Consider the following 18,837-nt stretch of genomic DNA (forward strand, 5'->3'; position numbering starts at 1 on the left):
CGTTGCGAGCCTTCGGCGGGTTCTCCGGCCCGGAACCTGTCTGTTCGTGGGCGGGCCGCGAAGCGGCCGCCCACGAACAGACCGGGTTCTAGTCGGGGTTGAGGCGGTACTCGGCGTGGACGAGGTCGAGGAGTTCGGCGACCGAGGTGTCCTTGGACGGGCGGTCGAAGGTGATCTCGCCGTGCTGGAGGAGGTTGACGCGGTCGCAGACGTCGACGACCTGGCTGTAGTTGTGGGCGATCAGGATGATGGCGAGGTCGCCGCGCCGTTTGAGCTCGGCCAGCAGGCGCAGGATCTGACCGCTCTCCTTCGCGCCCATGGCGGCCAGGGGTTCGTCCAGCAGGAGGACCTTGGCGTTGGAGTAGACCGAGCGGGCCACGGCGATGGCTTGGCGTTGGCCACCGGAGAGCAGGCCCACCTCCACGTTGACCGACGGGATCTTGATGCCGATCGAGTCGAGGACCTCGCGGGCCCGGCGGCGCATCTCGGCGCGGCGCAGGAACGGGATGGGGCGGTGCACCAACTCCTTGTTGAGGTGCAGGTTGAGGTAGACGGGAAGGTCGTTGACCAGCGCCAGGTCCTGGAAGACGGTCTCGATGCCCAGCGAGCGGGCGTGCACCACCGAGCGCAGCGTGACCTCCTCGCCCTCGAACAGCAGGCGGCCGCCGTCGGGTTGGTGGAAGCCGGTCAGAATCTTGATCAGGGTGGACTTGCCGGCGCCGTTGTCGCCGATCAGGCCCAGGATCTCGCCCTTGCGCACGTGCAGGTTGATGTCGTGCAAGGCGGCCACCGGGCCGAACCGCTTGCTGACGTGCTCGGCCTCGATCATCGTCGGGATGCCGTTGTTCTCACTCACGACAGACCCCTTGCGCCGAGACGTTTTCGGAGCACGATCAGCGACACGTTGAGGATCATGGCCACCAGAATGGCGGCGCCCAGCACCACGTTGAAGGCGTTCGCGCTCACGCCGGTGAGGTTGAAGCCGTCGAAGACGATGCCGAGCAGCAGCGCGCCGAGCAGCGCGCCGATCACCGTGCCGGACCCGCCGAGCAGCGCGGTTCCGCCGATGACCGCCGAGGCCACCGCGAAGAACATCAGGGTGAAGCCGCCGTTGGTCGGGTCGTAGGAGTCCACCCGGGTGCCCTGCAGGATTCCGGCCAGCCCGGCCAGCGTGCTGGTGATCGCGAAGTTGACCACCTTGATCCGGTTCACCCGGATCCCGGACTCCGCGGCCGCCACCGGGTTGCCGCCCGCGGCCTGGGTGTAGATGCCGAACCGGGTGGCGGACAGCAGGGTCTGCATGATCGCGACGATCACCAGCGCCCACAGGAACTCCGACCACCGGGCCCCGCCGAACACCTCCAGGATCCCGTGCCCGGTCGGCACGCTGACCGGCCGGGCGTTGGAGATGATCAGGACCAGGCCCTGCAGCAGGAAGGCCATGCCCAGCGTGGTGATGAACGAGGGCAACGTGAGCACCGTGCGGATCAGCCCGTTGACCGTGCCGATCAGCGTGCTCACCAGGATCGCCCCGAGCACCGCCACGACCATCGGCGCGCCGTTGACGTAGAACAGCATCAGCACGAACGGCGCCAGGGTGAACACGAACCCGGCGGACAGGTCGATCTCGCCGCAGATCAGCAGCATCACCTCACCCGCGGCGACGATCGCCCAGGGTGCGACGTACTGGGCGATCGTCTGGTAGTTGTCGATCGAGTTGAACGCCGAGCTGGTCGCGGTGAAGTAGATGCCGACCACGATCGTGACCAGCAGGATGCTGAGCTCCTTGACCCGGGTCAGGCCGAGCAGAAACCGCACGACCGGCTACCGGCTCAGGGTCTGAGCCGGCGGCAGCGGGATAGACGACGGCATGTTGATCAGGTCGCTCTTCGAGCCGCCCTCGAACTTGCTGTCCGCCGAGATGTAGAGGTCCGCGGCCTCCTTGGTCACGAAGGTCAGGCCGGTGTCGGTCTGCGGCGGGTAGACCAGCGTGCCGGACACCCGGTACAGGTACAGGTACAGCACGGTCAGGAAGCCCTGCAGGTACGGCGACTGGTCGATGGTGAAGTCCAGCGCACCCGACTTCACGCCCTCCAGCGAGCCCTTGAGCAGGTCGAACCCGCCGCCGTGGACCTTGCCGGTCAGGCCGCGGTCGGCGATCAGCTTGGCGCACGCCTCGGTGCTGCCCGCGTCCACCGCGTAGATCCCCTTGGCGCCCTGGTTTCCGGTGTAGGCCGCGGTCATCGCGTTGAGCTCACCGGCCTGTTCGGCCCCGGTGTTCACCGTGCGCACGGTCACGCCGGGGGCGGCGGCCTTCATCGCGTCGATGATGCCGTCCAGCCTCGGCTGCACGTTGTTGCCGCCGGGCTGGGAGATGCCGACCAGGATGTCGCCCGAGGTGACGTCCTTGGCGATCCGCTGGCCCATCAGGAAGCCGGACAGGTACAGGTCCTGCCCCACGTAGGCGAGCGGGTAGTTGTTGGCCGCGTTGGCGTTGTAGGCGATCACCGGGATGCCCTTGCCCAGCGCGTTCTTGGTGGGCTCGACGAAGGCGCTGTTGTCGGTCAGCGCGATCGCGATGCCCGCGACGTTGCTGTTGATCGCGGTCTCCATGGCGTTGGCCATCTGGGTGACATTGCCGTTCTCCGAGCCGGTCCACTGCGGCTCGGGGATGCCGAGCAGGGCCGCCGCGTCGGCCATGCCGGTCCTGGTCGGGACGAAGAAGGAGTTCGTGGTCACGTGGTTGACGAACACGAACTTCCAGTCCGGAGTGTCCGGGAAGTTCCCCGCCTTCCCACTGCTCTGGTTGCCCTGCTGGCCCTCCTGGACCCCGCTGCACGCGGCCAGCAGCGAACTCGCCGCCGCCACGCCGCCCCCGATGCCGAGGTACCTCAGTGCCGTCCTACGGGAAGGGGTGCCGGTCTCGAACGTCATTGTCTGACTCCGCATCCATCTCGGCGGTAGTGCATGAATCATTCGATGATTGGTCCATTTAGTCAAGAGTCGGCCGACAGGTCCGCGGCGGCCCGCAGCGTGTGCCGGACCAGTTCCCCCGGCACCTCCTCGTCCCGTGTGGACGCGACCACCGTCCACCACGGGTCCTCGGCGCAGTTCCGCCGGACCAGCGCACCCACACAGCACACCCCGTCCCGGAACTGCCCGTGCTCGAGCACCGCGACCCCGGCCCGGATCCCGGCCAGTTCGGCCTCCAACTCCTCGGCGCCGGTCGGCGTGCGCGCGGTGAACCGGGGCATCCCCTGCTCGGCCAGGTAGGCGCTGCGGCGCGCCCTGGGCAACGCGGCGAGCAGCGTCTTGCCGATCACCGTGGCGTGCGCGGCCACGTCCAGGCCGACCTCCAGGTCCTCCAGGTACGGCGACTCCGGCCCCTCGACCAGGTCGGTGATCACGATGCGGCCGCTGACGAACCGGCCGAGATAGGCGGTCCGGCGGGTGACCGCCGAGAGGTGCCGGAGCACCTCGTGCACCTCGGGCGGCTGGCGCAGCGTGGCGAGCAGGTCGTGGAAGCGGCTGGCCACCGAGCCGCCGAGCACGTACCCGCCGCCGGCGCCCCGGATGAGGTAGCCCTCGTAGGTCAGGGTGCGCACCAGGTGGTAGGTCGTGGACAGGTTGAGCCCGCAGCGGCGGGCGATCGCCTTGACCGGCAGCGGGGCCGGGCTCGCGCCGACCTCCTCCAGCACCCGAAACGCCCGCGACACGGAACGGACCAGGTCGGACGGCTCGCGCATAGCCTTTCATTCTGGCCCCGTCGGGCGGGCCGCTCCAGTTTTCGCCATCTGAAATCTCCGGGCTTCACTCCCCCGCCGCCCCGGTGCAGCCTCGAAGGATGGAGCGAATACCGGCGCGCTTCCTCGACGCGCTGTCCGACGTCTTCGACCCGTGCTGCCGGGAGAAGGGGATCTCCGTGGTGGACATGGGTCTGGTGCACGCGGTGTCGGTGTGCGACGGCCATGCCCGGGTCGAACTGCTGCTCACCTCGGGCTGGTGCCCGTTCGCCGCCCGGGTGCTCACCGACGTGCGGGAGCGCGTCGAAGCCCTGCCGGAGGTGCGCAGCGCCGAGGTGGAGATCGTCTGGAACCCGGCCTGGACCACCGACCGGCTGTCCGCCTCGGCCGCCGCGAAGCTGCGCTTCCTGCCGGACCCGGCCGCCGCCGGCGACCGGGACGCCTACATCGCCGCACACCAACCAGGGAGCCGGCCATGATCGATGACGTGTTCGTGTTCGACGGGGTGGCCCACCCGTTCAACTTCGAGCCGAAGAACGCGTTCGGTTCGCCGGGCGAGATGTTCTCCAACCACCTCTACGCCTTCCATGCCACGCTCACCCCGGAGGGCCAGACCCACCTGTCCGCCGAGCAGTTCCTGCGCAAGTGGACCATCGAGGACATCCACCGCATGGTCTACGAGGAGTCGGACACCGACATGCTGGTGGCGATGCCGTTGCCGCTGACCGACCTGTACGCCGACGGCCTGTCCCCGTGGGAGGAGTGCGCGGAACTGGCCGCGCGCGACCCGGGCAAGACCGTGTTCTGGGGCACCGTCAACCCGCTGGAGGGCCGCAAGGCGCTGGACCTGATGGAGCGCCAGGTCGGCGAGTTCGGCGCGAAGGCGTTCAAGTTCTACAACGTGCGCTACGACTACGGCAGGCCGTTCCCCTGGCGGATGGACGATCCGCAGGTGGCGTTCCCGGTGTTCGAGAAGGCGCGCGAGCTCGGGGTGAACCTGATCGGCGTGCACAAGGGCGTTCCGCTCGGCCCGCAGCCCATCGAGCACACCCAGACCTGGGACATGGACGGCGCGGCGGCGAACTTCCCGGACCTCAACTTCGTGATCTTCCATGTGGGGCTGCCGTTCCTGGACGAGACCTGCTGGCAGCTGATCCGCTACCCCAACCTGTACGCCTCGCTCGCCGCCACGATCAACTTCGTGGTGCGCGCACCGCGGATGTTCGCCGAGATCCTGGGCAAACTGCTGTTCTGGTGCGGCGAGGACAAGATCGTCTACGGCAGTGAGGCGCCGATCTTCCACCCGCAGTGGGCGCTGCGCGCGTTCATGGACTTCCAGATCCCGCAGGACCTGTGTGACGGCTACGGCTACCCGCAGCTCACCGACACCGCCAAACGCAAGATCCTCGGCGAGAACCTCCTGCGCCTGCACGGCATGGACAGGGCCCGGGTCAGCTGAGCCGGCGGATGATGTCCAGGCCGGTCCAGAGTTCGGTGAAGCTGGTGGACAGGGCGGCGGGGCCGAGCCGGATGCCGTGCGGAGCGCGGAAGTCGAGGATGACGCCGGCGTCGATGAAGCGGGGGGTGAGTTCGGCGGCCCGGGGGTGGTCGAGGGTGACGTGGCCGCCGCGTTCGGCGTCGGCGCGCGGGGAGGCGAGGGTGTAGCCGAGCGGGGCCAGCCACTCGTCGGCGAGGGTGATCAGCATTCGGGTCAGGGCAAGGGATTTGGCACGGACCTGCTCGATTCCGGCCTCGCCGAGCAGTTCGGCGCCTTCGGCGACGCAGACCAGCCCGGCGACCGGCGGGGTGCCGGACAGCGCCCGGCGCAGGCCGGCGGCCGGCCGGTACGCCTCGTCCATCGCGAAGATGTCCTCGACGCCCATCCAGCCGCGCAGGGGATGCGCGAAACCGTCCCGGTGTTCGGCGCGCACGTACAGGAACGCCGGTGCGCCGGGGCCGGCGTTGAGGAACTTGTAGGTGCAGCCGACCGCGAAGTCCGCGCCGGCGGCGTCCAGGCGCACCGGCACCGTTCCGGCGCTGTGGCACAGATCCCAGACGATCAGCGCGCCGGCCGCGTGCGTCAGTTCGGTGAGCGCGGCCATGTCCGCCAGGTAGGCCGAGCGGTAGGCGACGTGCGACAGCGTCACCACCGCGGTCGAGTCGCTCAGCACCTCGGCGAGTTGTGCGGCGCTCACCCCGGCCCGGAGGTCCGGGCGCACCCAGCGCACGGTCAGGCCGTGGTCGGCGGCGACCGCCTCGACCACGTAGCGGTCGGTCGGGAAGTTCAGCGCGTCGGTGACGATCTCGGTGCGGCCCGGGCGCATTGCCACCGCCGCCCGGATCACCTTGTGCAGGCACACCGTCGTGGAGTCGGCGACGATCACCTGGCCGGGCGCGGCGCCGAGGCACACCTCGCCGAGCCGGTCGCCGACCTGTTCGCCGAGCTCCAGCCAGCCTTCGCCCCAGGCCCGGATCATCCGCGAACCCCATTGCCGCGCAACGAGGTCGTTCAACCTGTCCATAGTGGACAGCGGAGGGCGGCCCAGCGAGTTTCCGTCGAGGTAGGCAACCACACCGGGATCGTCGATCGGCACGAACCGGTCACGGAAGGCGGCCAGCTTGTCGGCCCGGTCCAGGTCCTGCGCGTCGGCGAGCTGCACCCGTCCATGTTCTCAGACGGCGACCGTCAGCGCGGCGGTGAAGCCGGGCGAGACGTCGCCGGTGACGGTGGCCATCTGGTGGTCGTAGCCGTCCCGGAACACCATGTCGGTGGCCAGCGAGGTGGCGGCCAGGTTGCGGCCGCTGGCGGTGTAGGCGTCGGTGGCGTAGACCGTCCGGCAGACGTCCTCCGGCAGGGCCAGCTGTGAGGTGATCAGCTTGCCGCCGGCCGTGGTCGCGGCGGACAGGCTGGGGTAGACCTCGAAGTGCACGTGCGGCCAGCGCCCGCTGTAGGCGGCCGGGAAGACGCTGGTGAACCGGAGCTTTCCGGCGTCGTCGGCGGCCTGCACCCCGCGCAGGTAGTTCTCCCCGGTGACGCCCGGCGAGTACATCGAGTAGCGGCCGAGCCGGTCACAGTGCCACAGGTAGATCGCGGCGCCGGCGAGCGGGGCGGCGGTGTCGGCCTCCAGCACGGTCAGGTCGATCGTGAGCGGCACGCCGTCGGCCACGCCGGAGGCCGAGCCGATGCTGGACCGGATGTCGGAGCGGACGATGCCGCTCTCGGTCAGCACGTTGGGGCCGTTGGACCCGTCGCCGGGATAGGGTCCGCCGGTCTCGGCCGGGATCTCGGCCAGCGAGCCCGGGACCGACGTGCCCGAGGTGGCCGCGCCCGGCTCCCGCGGGTCCGGAGAGCACGCGGCGAGCACAGCCAGGCCCGCACCGCCGAACAGCGCCAGCACCCGGCGCCGGCTGCGCAGCGTCGCCAGGTCGTGGGCCAGGCCCAGGTCATGTTCGTTCATCGTGCTCACGTTCCTCTCCGCTGTCGTGAGCCGATCCTCACCGCGCCACCTGCGGTCAACCTGAATGTACGCTGGGTGCTCGCTGAGAGCCGTTAGTCCGGTGTGGACAGTGCGGCTTCCAGGCCGCGCAGCAGGACGATCAGGCCGCGGCGGAACTCCTCGTCGGGGCTCACCCGCTGGCCGAGCCGGGCGGTCTCGGCCAGCAGGGGGTACTCCCCGGCCGGCAGCGCGGCCAGCGCGGCGGTGCCCGGGCCGGTCAGCGAGCCGCGGTCGTCGAGCTGCAGCGAGCCGATCAGGTAGCTCAGCAGGGCGCGCAGGGCGATGACCCGGGCCATGCCGGCGAACCCGGCGGCGGCCAGGACCTCCAGCGTCGCCTCGGCCCAGCGGCGGGCGGCCGGGCAGGTGGCCCGATGCGTGACGATCAGGGGGACGACCTCCGGATGGGTCGCCACCGCGGCGCGCAGCCGGGCGGCCAGCGTCGACACCCTGGCCGGCCAGCCGCCCCGGGCCGGCACCCTGGTGTCCACCGCCGCCAGGACATGATCGGCGACCAGTTGCTCCAGTTGTTCGCGGCCGAGGACGTAGCGGTACAACCCCATCGTCGCCAGGCCCAGTTCGCCGGCGACCGAGCGCATGGTCAGCGCGGCCAGGCCGTCGCGGTCGATGACGGCGAGCGCGGCCACGGCGACGTCGGCCTGGCTGAGCGAACGGGGGCGGGGCATGGCCTTGACAGCGTACGGCATACGCTCATACGGTCGTAGGCGTACATCGCACGCCAACGAACCGGGGGAACGTCATGACCGAGATCGCTCCGCGCAAGCTGGCGACCGTGGCGGGTGTGCTGGTGCCGGTTCCCGACCCGGACCGGTTGGTGCACCTGCAGTTCCGGCGTTTCGCCGGCTGCCCGGTGTGCAACCTGCACCTGCGCTCCTTCGTCACCCGGCACGCCGAGGTCGCCGCCGCCGGCGTGCGTGAGGTGGTGCTGTTCCACTCCCCCGCCGAGGAACTGCGGCCGCACGCCGAGGGGTTGCCGTTCGCGGTGGTCGCCGACCCGGACAAGCGGCAGTACGTCGAGTTCGGCGTCGAGTCGGCGCCGCGCGCGCTGCTCGACCCGCGCGCGTGGGGTCCGATCGTGCGGGGCGTGCTGCGCGATCTCGGGCCGGTGCTGCGCGGGCGCCGGCCGCGGCCGTCGCTCGACCCGCACGGCGGGCGGCTCGGCCTGCCGGCGGACTTCCTGATCGGACGCGACGGCACCGTGCTGGCGAGCAAGCATGGCACGCACGCCTATGACCAGTGGTCGGTCGACGAACTGCTCAGCCGGGTTCGCGCCGCATCGACGACTGCTGGTCGGCAGCCGAGTTGACGGACTCCGTCACTGGATCGGGTTGGCTACGACGATCTGGTTTGAGGCATAACCGAAATCGCCGCCGACCCAGCGGCCGCCGCAGGTGACGAGGACCAGGCGGTGCGGGCCCTGCTGGCCGAACAGCTCCTGGGCCCGGCTCGGTAACTCGTCCTTGTGCAGGGTGATGACCTGGCCGACCACGAACATGCGGTTGGCTCCGGCCTTGTCGACGACCAGGACCCGGTCACCGGCCTTCGACTGCCACAGCTCGGCGAACGGACCGGTGGAGCCGCGCCAGTTGACGTGGCCGGCGAGAACCGTGGCACCGGTGGTGGCGTCCAGTTCCGCGCCCCACCAACTGGCCTGGTGCAACGAGTTCGGGATGGGCAGCACGCCGTCGGTGCCGATCTCCCGGCGTACCAGGGTGGCGCTGCCGCCGCGCGCCAGCCGGACGGTGTTGGCCGCCGGCTGGGCCTGCGCCGGCCGTGGTGGTTGTGGTTGCGCGGTACCGGGTTGGGCGACCTGGGGTGGGGGTTGCGCCGGGGCGGGCGCTGCCGCGGGCGGTTGCGCTCCGGCGGCCGGCGGCCCGCCCGGGGCGAGTTGGGGGGCCGGCTCGGCGACCGGGAAGGCCACGCCCTCGATGGCGTTGGCCTCGGTGTGCAGGGTTCCGCCGATCACCAGACCGAGCGCCAGCATGAGCGTGCTGACGCCGCCGGCCACGCCCGGCGAGATGAGTGGCCTGTCGCGGGGCACCGCTACCGCCGCCGCGTGATCCGGCGACGCAGCAGCAACCCACCGGCGCCGGCGAGCATCGTCAGCAGCCCGCACACGGCGAACACGGCGGCCGGCGGGATGAGCCGGCGCACCGAACCCGCGGCGACCGGGGTCAGTTGGTCACCGGCCGGCACGGCGACCGGCACCCGGGGCGCGTTGGGCACGTTGGCCACCTTGAGCGCCAGCGTCGCCCCCGGGCCGACCGTGCCGCAGGCGGCCGGCGGTTCGGCCGGGTCGAAGTTCTCGTCGAACCCCGGCGGCGGGCCAACCTCGATCACGCAGATCTCCTGGGGCGCGGCCAGGTTGGCCACGGCGACGGTGCCGTCCGTGCCGGTCACCAGCACCACCGGCGCGCCGTCGGCGCCGACGAGCGGCTTACCGTCCTGGTCCACGGCCGGCTTCGTCCGGTCCGCACCGGTCAACCGCAGCGCGACCCCGGCGATGCCGGCGCCGGTGGACTCGCTGACCTTGGTGACCTTCACGACGCCCGGCGCCGGGCGGGCCTTCGTCGTGACCTCCGCGGTGAGCTTCTTCTCTCCGCCGGTGGAGACGATTCGCTGGGTGTCGACCTGGATCGCCTGCCGCACAACGGGTCGGTCGGCGGGGCTGTCCACCGAGATCCGGACGGTCGGGTTCGGGCCGGTGGGGATCACCGAGACGGTGAGATCCTTGCCGTTGCCGGGGGTGCGCGGGGCTCCGGTGGCCTTGCCGTCGGCCAGCGTGGCATCGGTGAGCGTGACCGTGACCGGAACGTCGGCCAGCCCGGCGCCGGCGGCGTTGCGCACCGCGATCGTCCAGTCGGCCGGCGTGCCGATGAGCTGCGGCGTGGTCGGCGCGGTGACCTTCGCCGTCCACGGACCGTGGTTGGCGGTGGCGTCGGCCCGCAGCGCGTCCACCGCGGCCCGGGCGCCGGGCGGCAGCTTGGCCAGATGGAAGTCCGCGTCGTAGGCGATGTGCCGGAAGTCGTTGGTGGGGGCGAGTTGGTCCGGCGTCTGCGGCGCGGCGGTCCAACTGTGCAACAGGTGGGCCAGCGCCGCCGACTGGTCGGCGCTGGTGGTGCCGGCATAGCGCAGCAGCAGGTAGGAGATGTCCGCGGCGACGGTCGGGGCGAGCTCGGTGCCCCACTTGGTCCGCAGCGTCTCGCCGGGCTGGTACTGCTCGTCGCTGTCCGGCGCCAGGAACGCGAACTGCACGCACCACACGTGCTCGCCGCCGACGACGTAGGACCCGAGCCAGTCCGAGGTGTCCGGGTTGCCCTTGTACGGCTGCGCCGGGGTGGTGTGGTGCCCAAGGCCCTCCTGGGGCGCGGCCGCGGCCGTCGCGGGAGACACCGATCCCAGTCCCGCCAACACGACTATCGCAAGGCCCGCGCCGAGCCGTGCGCCAATCTTCTGTTGTTGCCCCATTTGTCGAGCCTCTCGCTCCTACGTCCGGCTGACAATCCGCCGCTTGAGCGAGACCCGGGACCGCCGCAGGTCACCCTGCGCGATCAACCGGGGCAGCTGCACTCCCCGCCGTGGTGCCGGCGCACCTCCGTGGCGAACGTGTCCAGCGCGCTGCGCACCAGGTTCGCGGCGCCGTCCAGGTGCCGGCAGGCGCCGTGACCGGCCACCAGGCCGGCCAGCCGGTGGCTGTCCGGGCCGCGCCCGTGCGCCAGTTCGGTCATGCGCGCGGCGATCTCGGGCAGCCCGGCCCGGCACGGTCCGCAGTGCGGTCTGCGTTGCGCGGCAAGGTAGTGCACGATCGCGGCGGTTTCGGCCAGCCCGCACTGCGCGGCCGAGGCGGCGACCAGGACGCCCGCGCCGGGCCGGGCGCCGAGCGGTTCCAGCCCGGCCCGGGACAGCGGACGTCCCGCGATCGTGGCCGTGGGCAGCCAGGTGCCGTGGAACCCGCCGAGCAGCACCGCCGCCACCGGATCGTCGGCCGGGCCCGCGAGGTCGAGCAGCGCCGAGCCGGCGATGCCGACCGGCACCTCGTAGACGCCCGGCCGCGCGACCATGCCACTGACCGTCATCAGGAAGGTGCCCGGCTCGGCGGCGGTGCCCAGCCGGCGGAACCAGGCCGGCCCGTGGTAGGCGATCTGCGCGAGATGCGCCAGGGTTTCCACGTTCTGCACCAGCGTCGCGCGGTCCGGCGGTCCGGGCCGGCCCATCGTGCGGCCGCGCCGCAGCACGGACCGGGTGGGCCGGGTCCGGCGCCCGGTGGTCCGGGCGAGCACCGTGGCCTCCTCGCCGGCGGCGAAGGACTCCTCGGCCTCCACCACCCGCACCGGAAACAGGTCCCACCGCCGGGCGGCCCGCTCGGCGAGCGCGGCGCGGGCGATGCGCGCGGCCGGCCCCGGCCGGACATAGAGGTACACGGCGGTGGCGCCGACGGTCTCCACCGCCAGTTGCAGACCGTCGAGCACCAGGTGTGGGCAGCGGGACAACAGGGTCACGTCCTTCGCCGACGCCGGTTCGCTCTCGGCGGCGTTGGCCACCACGACCGGCCGCTCGGTGGTGGCCACGGTCGCGAGCTTGCGCCAGGTCGGCTCGCCGGCCCCGCCGCGCCCGGTCAGGCCGGCCGCCTGCACGTCACCGATCAGCCGGCCCACCCCGCCCCGCCACGGCAACGCCCGCACGCGCGCGATGTGTCCGTCCAAATCGGACGCCGCAACGGACAGCAACCGGGCGCCGCGGGTGGTCACCGCGCGCTCCCCCATCGCGATCATCGCCGCACCTCCCCAGAGTCGTCGCTGGCCGCTCATCGCGGCCAGCCGCCCAGCAGGCGCACGTCGCCGTCCGGGCCGGTCAGCCGGGCCGGCAGGCCGAGCCCGCGCAGCCACGGCACCGCCGCCCAGCCGCGGGCGATCGCCGCCGTGCTGGCCATACCCGCCCGCACGCAACTCGGGGCGAGAACCGTCACGCTGTGCCAGAACCCGGTCCCGGTGACGGTCGCCGCCGCCGTGCCGGCCGGCACCGCGACCGCCGGGCCGTCCGCCACCGGCACCCGCCAGCCGCCGGCCGGCGCCGGCCCCTCGGTCGCGACGCAGTCCGCCAACCCGACCTGCACGCCCACATCCAGATAGTCGTTGACCATCCGGGTGCACCGGTCCACCGCGAAAGCCGTCGCGATGAACCCGATGTCCAACTCCACACCCTTGGGCACGGTGAGCTGCCGGCCGTCCAGCCGGATCCGCCGCCAGCCACCGGTGACCGGCGTCGGGTCGAGGTAGCCGTTGCTGTCCCGCGCGGCCTGCAACACCGTGCGGATCAGGTCACCGAGCAGCGGCCCGACGGAGGTGGTGGTGCCGGAACACGCCCGCAACTCCGCGCCGCAGGCCTGTTCCATCGCGGCGAACTGCGCGCGCACCAACGCCCGCGCCTCCGCCATGTCCCCGCCGGTCAGCACGATCCGCGCCGTCGTGGAGCAGACCGACCATTCCGCGGTCACCGCCTTCGCCGCCATGGCCGCAGGTTGGCTGCCGAGGCTGTGAACCGGCTGTGCCTGCGCCGGGCCGGGCCTGTGAGAGGAGACGCACAGGTGATACACAGGAAACGCACAGAATTGGCTCACCCCCGCCCCCGACGATGAGGACCGTGACCGCCGTGGTTGTGCCCGCCCGTAGCGAGTTGCGCCGGCCCGACGGTTCGCCGGTCCGGATCCTCGTGGTGGACGACGAGGCCACGCTGGCCGAACTCGTGGTCATGGCGCTGCGCTATGAGGGGTGGGAGGTGCGCAGTGCCGCCGACGGCCGCGCGGCGGTGCGCGAGGCGCGGGAGTTCCGGCCGGACGCCGTGGTGCTCGACGTGATGCTGCCGGACGTCGACGGATTCGAGGTGCTGCGCCGGATGCGGACCGACGCGCCCCGGCTGCCGGTGTTGTTCCTGACCGCCAGGGACGCCGTCGAGGACCGGATCGCCGGGCTGACCGCGGGCGGCGACGACTACGTGACCAAGCCGTTCAGCCTGGAGGAGGTCGTGCTGCGGCTGCGCGCGCTGATGCGCCGCACCGGCATCACCGAGGCCGACACCGGTGGGCGGCTGGTGGTCGGGGACCTGACCCTGGACGAGGACAGCCACGAGGTGCACCGGGCCGGCGAGCAGATCACCCTGACCGCCACCGAGTTCGAACTGCTGCGCTTCCTGATGCGCAACCCGCGCCGGGTGCTGTCCAAGACGCAGATCCTGGACCAGGTGTGGAGCTACGACTTCGGCGGCCAGGCCAACGTCGTCGAGCTGTACATCTCCTATCTCCGCAAGAAGATCGACGCCGGCCGGCGCCCGATGATCCACACGATGCGAGGCGCCGGTTATGTCCTCAAGCCAGCGGGTTGACCGCGCCTGGTCACTGCGCGCGAAGCTGATCGGTCAGCTCATCGCCGTGGTCGCCGTGGTGAGCCTGTTGATCTGCCTGGTGACCGAGCTCGCGCTGCGGTCGTCGCTGATGAGCCAGTTGGAGGACCAGCTCGTCTCGGTGGCACAGCGGCCGCCGCCCGGCGGGCCGAACGGCACGGGGCCGCCGGGGCGCAGGCCGGGCGGACCGCCGCCCAACCCGCTGGAGGCGCCCGGTCTGGGTCCGGGCACGCTGGCCGCGCTGTTCCTGCGCAACGGCACGGTGCCGTTCGCGCAGCGCTCCACCGACTCCGGCGGCCGCGAGGAGGTCGGCGCCGAAGGTCGCGAAAAGCTTGAACAGATCCCGATCGACGGGCAGCAGCACCGGGTGGAGGTGCCCGGGTTCGGGGACTATCTGGTCCGCGCCAACCGAACCCCGCCGGGCGACAAGCTGATCATCGGGCTGCCGGTGGCGCCGGTGTACGACACGCTGTGGACCGTCGGGCTGATTCTCGGCGGGGTCACGCTGATCGCGATCCTGGCGGCGGCCGCCGCCGGCACGCTGATCGTGCGCCGCACGCTGCGCCCGCTGCGGCGGGTGGCGGCGACCGCCGGGCGGGTGGCCGAACTGCCGCTGGACCGGGGCGAGGTGGCGCTGTCGGTGCGGGTGCCGGACGGCGACACCGATCCCCGCACCGAGGTCGGACAGGTCGGCTCCGCGCTCAACCGGATGCTGGGCCACATCGGCAACGCGCTGGAGGCACGGCAGGCCAGTGAGACCCGGGTGCGCCGGTTCGTCGCCGATGCGAGCCACGAGCTGCGCACCCCGCTGGCGGCGATCCGCGGCTATGCCGAGCTCACCCGGCGCAGCCTCGAGTCGGTGCCGCCGGACGTCGCGCACGCCATGCGCCGGGTGGAGTCCGAGTCCGACCGGATGACCACGCTGGTCGAGGATCTGCTGCTGCTGGCCAGGCTGGACGCCGGCCGTCCACTTGAGATGATCGAGACCGATCTGTCCCGGATCGTGCTGGACGTGGTCAGCGACTCGCGGATCGCCGGGCCGGACCACCAGTGGCGGCTGGACCTGCCGGCGGAACCGGTGCTGGTGACCGGCGACGTCGCCCGGCTCTACCAGGTCGTGGTGAACCTGCTGGCCAACGCCCGCGCGCACACGCCACCCGGCAGCACCGTGACCACGGCGCTTCGGTCCATTGCGGACAGTGCGGTGCTGACGGTGACCGACGACGGCCCGGGGATACCGGCCGACCTGCTGCCGGAGGTGTTCGAGCGGTTCGCCCGCGGTGACGACTCCCGGTCCCGGGCGGCCGGCAGCACCGGGCTCGGCCTGTCGATCGTCGCGGCCGTGGTGGCCGCGCACCACGGCACGGTCGAGGTGAGCAGCATGCCGGGTCGCACCGTGTTCACCGTGACCCTTCCGCTGTGACCACACACACCGGGGAGCGCCGCCCTCCCGGCGACGCTCCCCGACCCTGTGGAGGTACTAGCTAGTACTACATGTGGTTCCGTTGAGGGTGAACGAGGTTGGCGCGGTGTTGGTGCCGGTGAAGGTGCCGTTGAAGCCCATGCCGGTGGAGGCGTTCGGCGCCAGTGTCCGGTTCCAGTCGAGGTTGGTGGCGGTCACGTTGGCGCTGCCGGTGGCCTGGGTCCAGTTGGCGTTCCAGCCCTGGGTGACCCGTTGGCCGTTGGGGAAGGTGAAGGCCAGCGTCCAGCCGTTGACCGTCGCGCTGCTGGTGTTGGTGATGGTGACGTTGCCACTGAACCCGCCGCCACCGCCCCAGTTCTGCGCGGAGTAGCTCACCCGGCAGGCGCCGGTGCCGCCACCGCCGGACTGGGTGGTCACCGTGATGACCGCGGAGTTGGCCGAGAAGTTCGGCACGGCATCCCTGGCCCGGACGTAGAACCGGTAGGTGCTGGCCGGGGACAACCCGGTGACGGCGAAGGTGTTGGTGGCCGACGTTCCGATCAGGCCGAACGTGCCGCCGCTGGCGCCGGTGGCCCGGTACACCTCGTAGCCGGTCACCGCGGTGTTGTCGGTGGAGGCGGTCCAGGTGAGCGTGACGCCGGTCGCGGTCACGCCGGACGCGGTCGGCGTGCCGGGCGTGCTCGGCGGCTGGGTGTCGCCACCGCCACCGCCGCCGTAGATCGTGGCCTCCCGCGCGGTGGCCCGGATTCCGTTGGCACCGTTGAAGATGCGCTCACCCCACGGGGTCAGCTGGGCCGGGTTGAAGTTGGTCACCATGTCGAGGTACTCGACGCCGCCGCCGTTTCCGCTCCACGACCAGCCCAGGTAGCCGATGCCGCGGGTCTGCGCCTGCGCCATGATCGTGTCCTCGTCCGGGTTCCCGTCGGAGTGGTTGAACCCGAACTCGCCGACCACCAGTGGTAGCCCGGCGGTCTGGAAGGCGTTGAAGTAGTCGTTGATCTCGGCGGCGGTGTCGTAGACGCCGTACATGTGGATGGAGAACACGATGTTGCGGTCCGGGTCGGCGTTGAACACCGACGCCGCGTTGGTGCGCATGATGCCCTGCCAGTCCTGGCCCCACATCGGCGCGTCGACCATGATCAGATGGTCGAACCCGGCGTTGCGCAGCCGGGTGACCGCGTTCGAGGTCGCGGTCGCCCAGGTGGCGCTGACCTGCTGGTTGTTGCCGAACGGTTCGTTGCCGATGTTGAGGACGATGTAGTTCTCCTGGCCCATCAGCGCGCTGGCCACGCTGATCCAGTAGCTTGCCGCCTGGTCCAGGCTGGCCGCGGCGCCCTCCTCACCGAAGCCGGTGGTGTCGTGCGCCTCGAGCACGCAGATCAGCCGGTTCTGCTTGCACAGGGCGACGACGGCCGCGACGTCGCTGGCCGGGTTGGGTCCCCAGCGCTGGCCGCTGCCGAGCACCACCCGGACCGCGTTGGCGCCCAACGCCTTGATGTTGGCGAACGAGCTGGTCTGGGTCGGGAACCAGACGTGCGGATGACTGGTCCCCCGCATGACGAACGTGTTGCCGTTCGACTCGACGATCCGCGTACCGCTCACCCGCAACCCGACCGCCGCCGACGCCGGTTGTACGAGCACCAGCATCGAGGCGAGCAGGGCGAGCACGGTCGCGGTCGCGAACGTGGTTCGTTTCTTCACGATCTACCTCCGTCGCGCTCCACACGACGGCAACCTGGGTAGGACGTTAACACAACCGGTTAAGTTAAGCCTAGCTCGAATAACCAGCCACGATTTCGAGCTAGCTGCATGAACCGGTTCGTTCCACGACACAGGTCCCGGTGTTGCCATGGCGTGACGCTTGGGTGACTATGAGAGAGCCCTCTGGGAGCGCTCCCAGTCTGGGATCTCCGCTGCCTGCAAGTCAACGAGGAGTTGCAATGAGGCGTCTCATCAGGGCCGCTCTGGCTGTGAGCGTGCTGGCCGGGGGGATGACCGTCGCGGTCACTGCCCAGCCCGCTCAAGCGGTCGTCACCTGCGAGAAGTTCGGGACCTTGAGTATCCAAAGTGGACGGTACAACGTCCAGAACAACGTGTGGGGCGCGGACACCGCACAGTGCGTGGACACCACGAACTCCGGCTTCACCGTCACGCAGGCCAACCACAACAAGCCGACCAACGGCGCGCCCGCGTCCTACCCCTCGGTCTACTTCGGTTGCCACTACGCCAACTGCACCGCCGGCAGTGGCCTGCCGGTACAGGCCAGCACCAGCGCGTTCGCCGGCCTGAACACCAGCGTCAGCATGACCTATCCGGGTTCGGGAACCTGGGACGCCGCCTACGACATCTGGTTCGACCCGACCCCGCGGACCGACGGCCAGAACACCGGCGCCGAGATCATGATCTGGCTCAACCGGCAGGGTTCGATCCAGCCGGTCGGCTCCCGGGTGGCCTCGGTCAGCCTGGCCGGCGGGACCTGGGACGTCTGGTTCGGCAACATCGGCTGGAACGTCGTGTCCTACGTGCGCACCTCCGCCACCACCTCGATGAACTTCGCGGTGAACACCTTCTACAGCGACGCGATCAACCGCGGCTACGCCCAGCGCTCCTGGTACCTGACCAGCATTCAGGCGGGCTTCGAACCGTGGGTCGGCGGCGCCGGTCTCGCGGTGAACTCGTTCTCGGTCACCACCGGTGGTAGCACCACGCCGCCTCCGCCGCCTCCGCCGCCGCCCGGGACCTGCCGCGTCGGCTACCAGCCCAACACCTGGCCCGGCGGCTTCACCACCAACATCACGATCACCAACACCAGCACGACGACGGTCAACGGGTGGACCCTCACCTTCGCCTTCCCCGGCAACCAGCAGATCTCCAGCAACCGCTGGAACGCCGACATCACCCAGAACGGACCGAACGTCACCGCTCGGAATGTCGGCCACAACGCCGTGATTCCTCCCGGTGGCAACCAGTCCTTCGGGTTCCAGGGCACCTACTCCGGCTCCAACGCCGCGCCGAGCGCCTTCACGCTCAACGGCACGGCGTGCGCGGTCGGGTGAGCGTGATGCGAACAGCCGCGACAGCGTGCATGGCGCTGCTGTGCACGGCGGTGCTCACGGCGGCCGCCGACCCGGTCACGATCCAGGCCGTGCCACCGACCCCCACGGTGGCCGGCACCGTCGCCACCAACCTGGCCTCGCCGTGGGGTCTGGCGTTCCTGCCGGACGGCTCCGCCCTGGTCTCCGAACGCAACACCGCGCAGATCAAGCGGATCTCCGGCGGCACCGCCAGCACCGTCGGCACCGTGCCCGGCGTGGTTCCCGGCGGCGAGGGCGGCCTGCTCGGCCTGGCCGTCGGACCGACCTTCGGCACCGACCGCCTGGTGTATGCCTACTTCACCGCCGCGAACGACAACCGCGTGGTGCGCATGCGGTTCGACACCGGTCTCGGCACCCCCGAGGTGATCGTTTCCGGCATTCCGAAGGCGACCATCCACAACGGTGGCCGGCTGGCGTTCGGGCCGGACGGCATGCTCTACGTCAGCACCGGCGACGCGGGCATGTCCGCCAACTCGCAGAACCCGAACTCGCCGGGCGGCAAGATCCTTCGGGTCACCCCGGCCGGCGCGGCCGCACCGGGCAACCCGATGGCGGGCAACCGGATGTGGAGCATGGGTCACCGCAACGTGCAGGGCCTGGCGTGGGACAGCGCCGGCCGGTTGTGGGCCAGCGAGTTCGGCCAGAACACGTGGGACGAGCTCAAC

The 18,837-nt window shown here is 71.1% G+C and carries 19 protein-coding genes; 7 read left to right on the plus strand and 12 right to left on the minus strand.

Features of this window, described 5'->3' with window-relative positions; translation table 11 throughout:
- Positions 1–88: 88 nt before the first annotated feature.
- The 4 genes from VFO68_RS19240 to VFO68_RS19255 form a co-directional block, all read right to left on the minus strand.
- Positions 89–856, minus strand: a complete 768-nt coding sequence (locus VFO68_RS19240) for an ATP-binding cassette domain-containing protein (protein WP_325159707.1) — start codon at positions 854–856, stop codon at positions 89–91.
- Positions 853–1,818, minus strand: coding sequence for an ABC transporter permease (locus tag VFO68_RS19245; RefSeq protein ID WP_325159708.1), 966 nt, complete (start codon positions 1,816–1,818; stop codon positions 853–855). The genes VFO68_RS19240 and VFO68_RS19245 overlap by 4 nt, the downstream gene beginning before the upstream one ends.
- A 6-nt stretch (positions 1,819–1,824) precedes the next feature.
- Positions 1,825–2,934 carry a sugar ABC transporter substrate-binding protein gene (locus VFO68_RS19250; protein ID WP_325159709.1) on the minus strand — a complete coding sequence of 370 codons (1,110 nt, stop codon included), beginning with the start codon at positions 2,932–2,934 and terminating at the stop codon, positions 1,825–1,827.
- Positions 2,935–2,996: 62 nt separating this feature from the next.
- Positions 2,997–3,746 (minus strand): IclR family transcriptional regulator, encoded by a 750-nt coding sequence (locus tag VFO68_RS19255; protein ID WP_325159710.1) that lies wholly within the window; start codon positions 3,744–3,746, stop codon positions 2,997–2,999.
- 98 nt (positions 3,747–3,844) lie between these two features.
- Here VFO68_RS19255 and VFO68_RS19260 point away from each other — a divergent pair, with 98 nt between their 5' ends.
- Positions 3,845–4,222, plus strand: coding sequence for a metal-sulfur cluster assembly factor (locus tag VFO68_RS19260; RefSeq protein WP_325159711.1), 378 nt, complete (start codon positions 3,845–3,847; stop codon positions 4,220–4,222).
- A complete protein-coding gene (locus tag VFO68_RS19265; protein ID WP_325159712.1) occupies positions 4,219–5,202 on the plus strand; it encodes an amidohydrolase family protein in 984 nt (327 codons plus the stop codon). Before VFO68_RS19260 ends, VFO68_RS19265 begins: the two co-directional genes overlap by 4 nt.
- On the opposite strand, the gene kynU is transcribed toward VFO68_RS19265, so the two are convergent.
- The 3 genes from kynU to VFO68_RS19280 all read right to left on the minus strand — a co-directional run bounded on the left by kynU (position 5,195) and on the right by VFO68_RS19280 (position 7,944).
- Entirely contained in the window at positions 5,195–6,403 is a 1,209-nt protein-coding gene (gene kynU / locus VFO68_RS19270) for a kynureninase (RefSeq protein WP_325159713.1), read from the minus strand. The two genes, VFO68_RS19265 and kynU, sit on opposite strands and share 8 nt — an antisense overlap.
- A gap of 12 nt (positions 6,404–6,415) precedes the next feature.
- On the minus strand, positions 6,416–7,201 hold the full coding sequence (locus VFO68_RS19275; RefSeq protein WP_325159714.1) for an intradiol ring-cleavage dioxygenase: 786 nt from the start codon (positions 7,199–7,201) through the stop codon (positions 6,416–6,418).
- 92 nt (positions 7,202–7,293) lie between these two features.
- The gene (locus VFO68_RS19280; protein ID WP_325159715.1) at positions 7,294–7,944 is read right to left on the minus strand and encodes a TetR/AcrR family transcriptional regulator C-terminal domain-containing protein; all 651 of its coding nucleotides are present in this window, start codon (positions 7,942–7,944) and stop codon (positions 7,294–7,296) included.
- A 53-nt stretch (positions 7,945–7,997) separates the two neighbouring features.
- Between VFO68_RS19280 and VFO68_RS19285 the strand changes: the two genes are divergently transcribed.
- On the plus strand, positions 7,998–8,564 hold the full coding sequence (locus VFO68_RS19285; RefSeq protein ID WP_325159716.1) for a peroxiredoxin-like family protein: 567 nt from the start codon (positions 7,998–8,000) through the stop codon (positions 8,562–8,564).
- A gap of 9 nt (positions 8,565–8,573) precedes the next feature.
- Here VFO68_RS19285 and VFO68_RS19290 read toward each other — a convergent pair whose 3' ends face one another.
- The 4 genes from VFO68_RS19290 to VFO68_RS19305 all read right to left on the minus strand — a co-directional run bounded on the left by VFO68_RS19290 (position 8,574) and on the right by VFO68_RS19305 (position 12,767).
- A complete protein-coding gene (locus VFO68_RS19290; protein ID WP_325159717.1) occupies positions 8,574–9,299 on the minus strand; it encodes a class F sortase in 726 nt (241 codons plus the stop codon).
- Between the two features lie 2 nt (positions 9,300–9,301).
- Positions 9,302–10,651, minus strand: coding sequence for a hypothetical protein (locus VFO68_RS19295; RefSeq protein WP_325159718.1), 1,350 nt, complete (start codon positions 10,649–10,651; stop codon positions 9,302–9,304).
- Positions 10,652–10,809: 158 nt separating this feature from the next.
- Positions 10,810–12,030 carry an NADH-ubiquinone oxidoreductase-F iron-sulfur binding region domain-containing protein gene (locus VFO68_RS19300; RefSeq protein WP_325159719.1) on the minus strand — a complete coding sequence of 407 codons (1,221 nt, stop codon included), beginning with the start codon at positions 12,028–12,030 and terminating at the stop codon, positions 10,810–10,812.
- 32 nt (positions 12,031–12,062) lie between these two features.
- Positions 12,063–12,767, minus strand: a complete 705-nt coding sequence (locus VFO68_RS19305; RefSeq protein ID WP_325159720.1) for a hypothetical protein — start codon at positions 12,765–12,767, stop codon at positions 12,063–12,065.
- A 122-nt stretch (positions 12,768–12,889) separates the two neighbouring features.
- On the opposite strand from VFO68_RS19305, the gene VFO68_RS19310 reads away from it, so the two are divergent.
- Together VFO68_RS19310 and VFO68_RS19315 are read left to right on the plus strand one after the other, a co-directional pair.
- The gene (locus VFO68_RS19310; RefSeq protein WP_325159721.1) at positions 12,890–13,636 is read left to right on the plus strand and encodes a response regulator transcription factor; all 747 of its coding nucleotides are present in this window, start codon (positions 12,890–12,892) and stop codon (positions 13,634–13,636) included.
- Positions 13,614–15,077, plus strand: coding sequence for a HAMP domain-containing sensor histidine kinase (locus tag VFO68_RS19315; protein ID WP_325159722.1), 1,464 nt, complete (start codon positions 13,614–13,616; stop codon positions 15,075–15,077). Before VFO68_RS19310 ends, VFO68_RS19315 begins: the two co-directional genes overlap by 23 nt.
- Positions 15,078–15,134: 57 nt before the next feature.
- Here the strand turns inward: VFO68_RS19315 and VFO68_RS19320 are convergent, their stop codons facing one another.
- Complete coding sequence (locus VFO68_RS19320; RefSeq protein ID WP_325159723.1) at positions 15,135–16,778, minus strand: cellulase family glycosylhydrolase; 1,644 nt, start codon at positions 16,776–16,778, stop codon at positions 15,135–15,137.
- Positions 16,779–17,017: 239 nt separating this feature from the next.
- On the opposite strand from VFO68_RS19320, the gene VFO68_RS19325 reads away from it, so the two are divergent.
- Together VFO68_RS19325 and VFO68_RS19330 are read left to right on the plus strand one after the other, a co-directional pair.
- On the plus strand, positions 17,018–18,133 hold the full coding sequence (locus VFO68_RS19325; protein WP_325159724.1) for a GH12 family glycosyl hydrolase domain-containing protein: 1,116 nt from the start codon (positions 17,018–17,020) through the stop codon (positions 18,131–18,133).
- 5 nt (positions 18,134–18,138) lie between these two features.
- On the plus strand, positions 18,139–18,837 hold a 699-nt coding region (locus VFO68_RS19330), incomplete at its 3' end, for a PQQ-dependent sugar dehydrogenase (RefSeq protein WP_325159725.1).

The sequence above is a fragment of the Actinophytocola sp. genome (assembly GCF_035712165.1).
Classification (GTDB): domain Bacteria; phylum Actinomycetota; class Actinomycetes; order Mycobacteriales; family Pseudonocardiaceae; genus DASYTH01.

Excerpts from the sequence above, each read along its gene's own strand:
- VFO68_RS19260 (WP_325159711.1), top strand. The coding sequence starts at position 3,845 with ATGGAGCGAATACCGGCGCGCTTCCTCGACGCGCTGTCCGACGTCTTC.
- VFO68_RS19250 (WP_325159709.1), bottom strand. The coding sequence starts at position 2,934 with ATGACGTTCGAGACCGGCACCCCTTCCCGTAGGACGGCACTGAGGTAC.
- VFO68_RS19265 (WP_325159712.1), top strand. The coding sequence starts at position 4,219 with ATGATCGATGACGTGTTCGTGTTCGACGGGGTGGCCCACCCGTTCAAC.
- VFO68_RS19275 (WP_325159714.1), bottom strand. The coding sequence starts at position 7,201 with ATGAACGAACATGACCTGGGCCTGGCCCACGACCTGGCGACGCTGCGC.
- VFO68_RS19325 (WP_325159724.1), top strand. The coding sequence starts at position 17,018 with ATGAGGCGTCTCATCAGGGCCGCTCTGGCTGTGAGCGTGCTGGCCGGG.
- VFO68_RS19305 (WP_325159720.1), bottom strand. The coding sequence starts at position 12,767 with ATGGCGGCGAAGGCGGTGACCGCGGAATGGTCGGTCTGCTCCACGACG.
- VFO68_RS19310 (WP_325159721.1), top strand. The coding sequence starts at position 12,890 with ATGAGGACCGTGACCGCCGTGGTTGTGCCCGCCCGTAGCGAGTTGCGC.
- VFO68_RS19300 (WP_325159719.1), bottom strand. The coding sequence starts at position 12,030 with ATGATCGCGATGGGGGAGCGCGCGGTGACCACCCGCGGCGCCCGGTTG.
- VFO68_RS19280 (WP_325159715.1), bottom strand. The coding sequence starts at position 7,944 with ATGCCGTACGCTGTCAAGGCCATGCCCCGCCCCCGTTCGCTCAGCCAG.
- VFO68_RS19285 (WP_325159716.1), top strand. The coding sequence starts at position 7,998 with ATGACCGAGATCGCTCCGCGCAAGCTGGCGACCGTGGCGGGTGTGCTG.
- VFO68_RS19315 (WP_325159722.1), top strand. The coding sequence starts at position 13,614 with ATGTCCTCAAGCCAGCGGGTTGACCGCGCCTGGTCACTGCGCGCGAAG.
- VFO68_RS19255 (WP_325159710.1), bottom strand. The coding sequence starts at position 3,746 with ATGCGCGAGCCGTCCGACCTGGTCCGTTCCGTGTCGCGGGCGTTTCGG.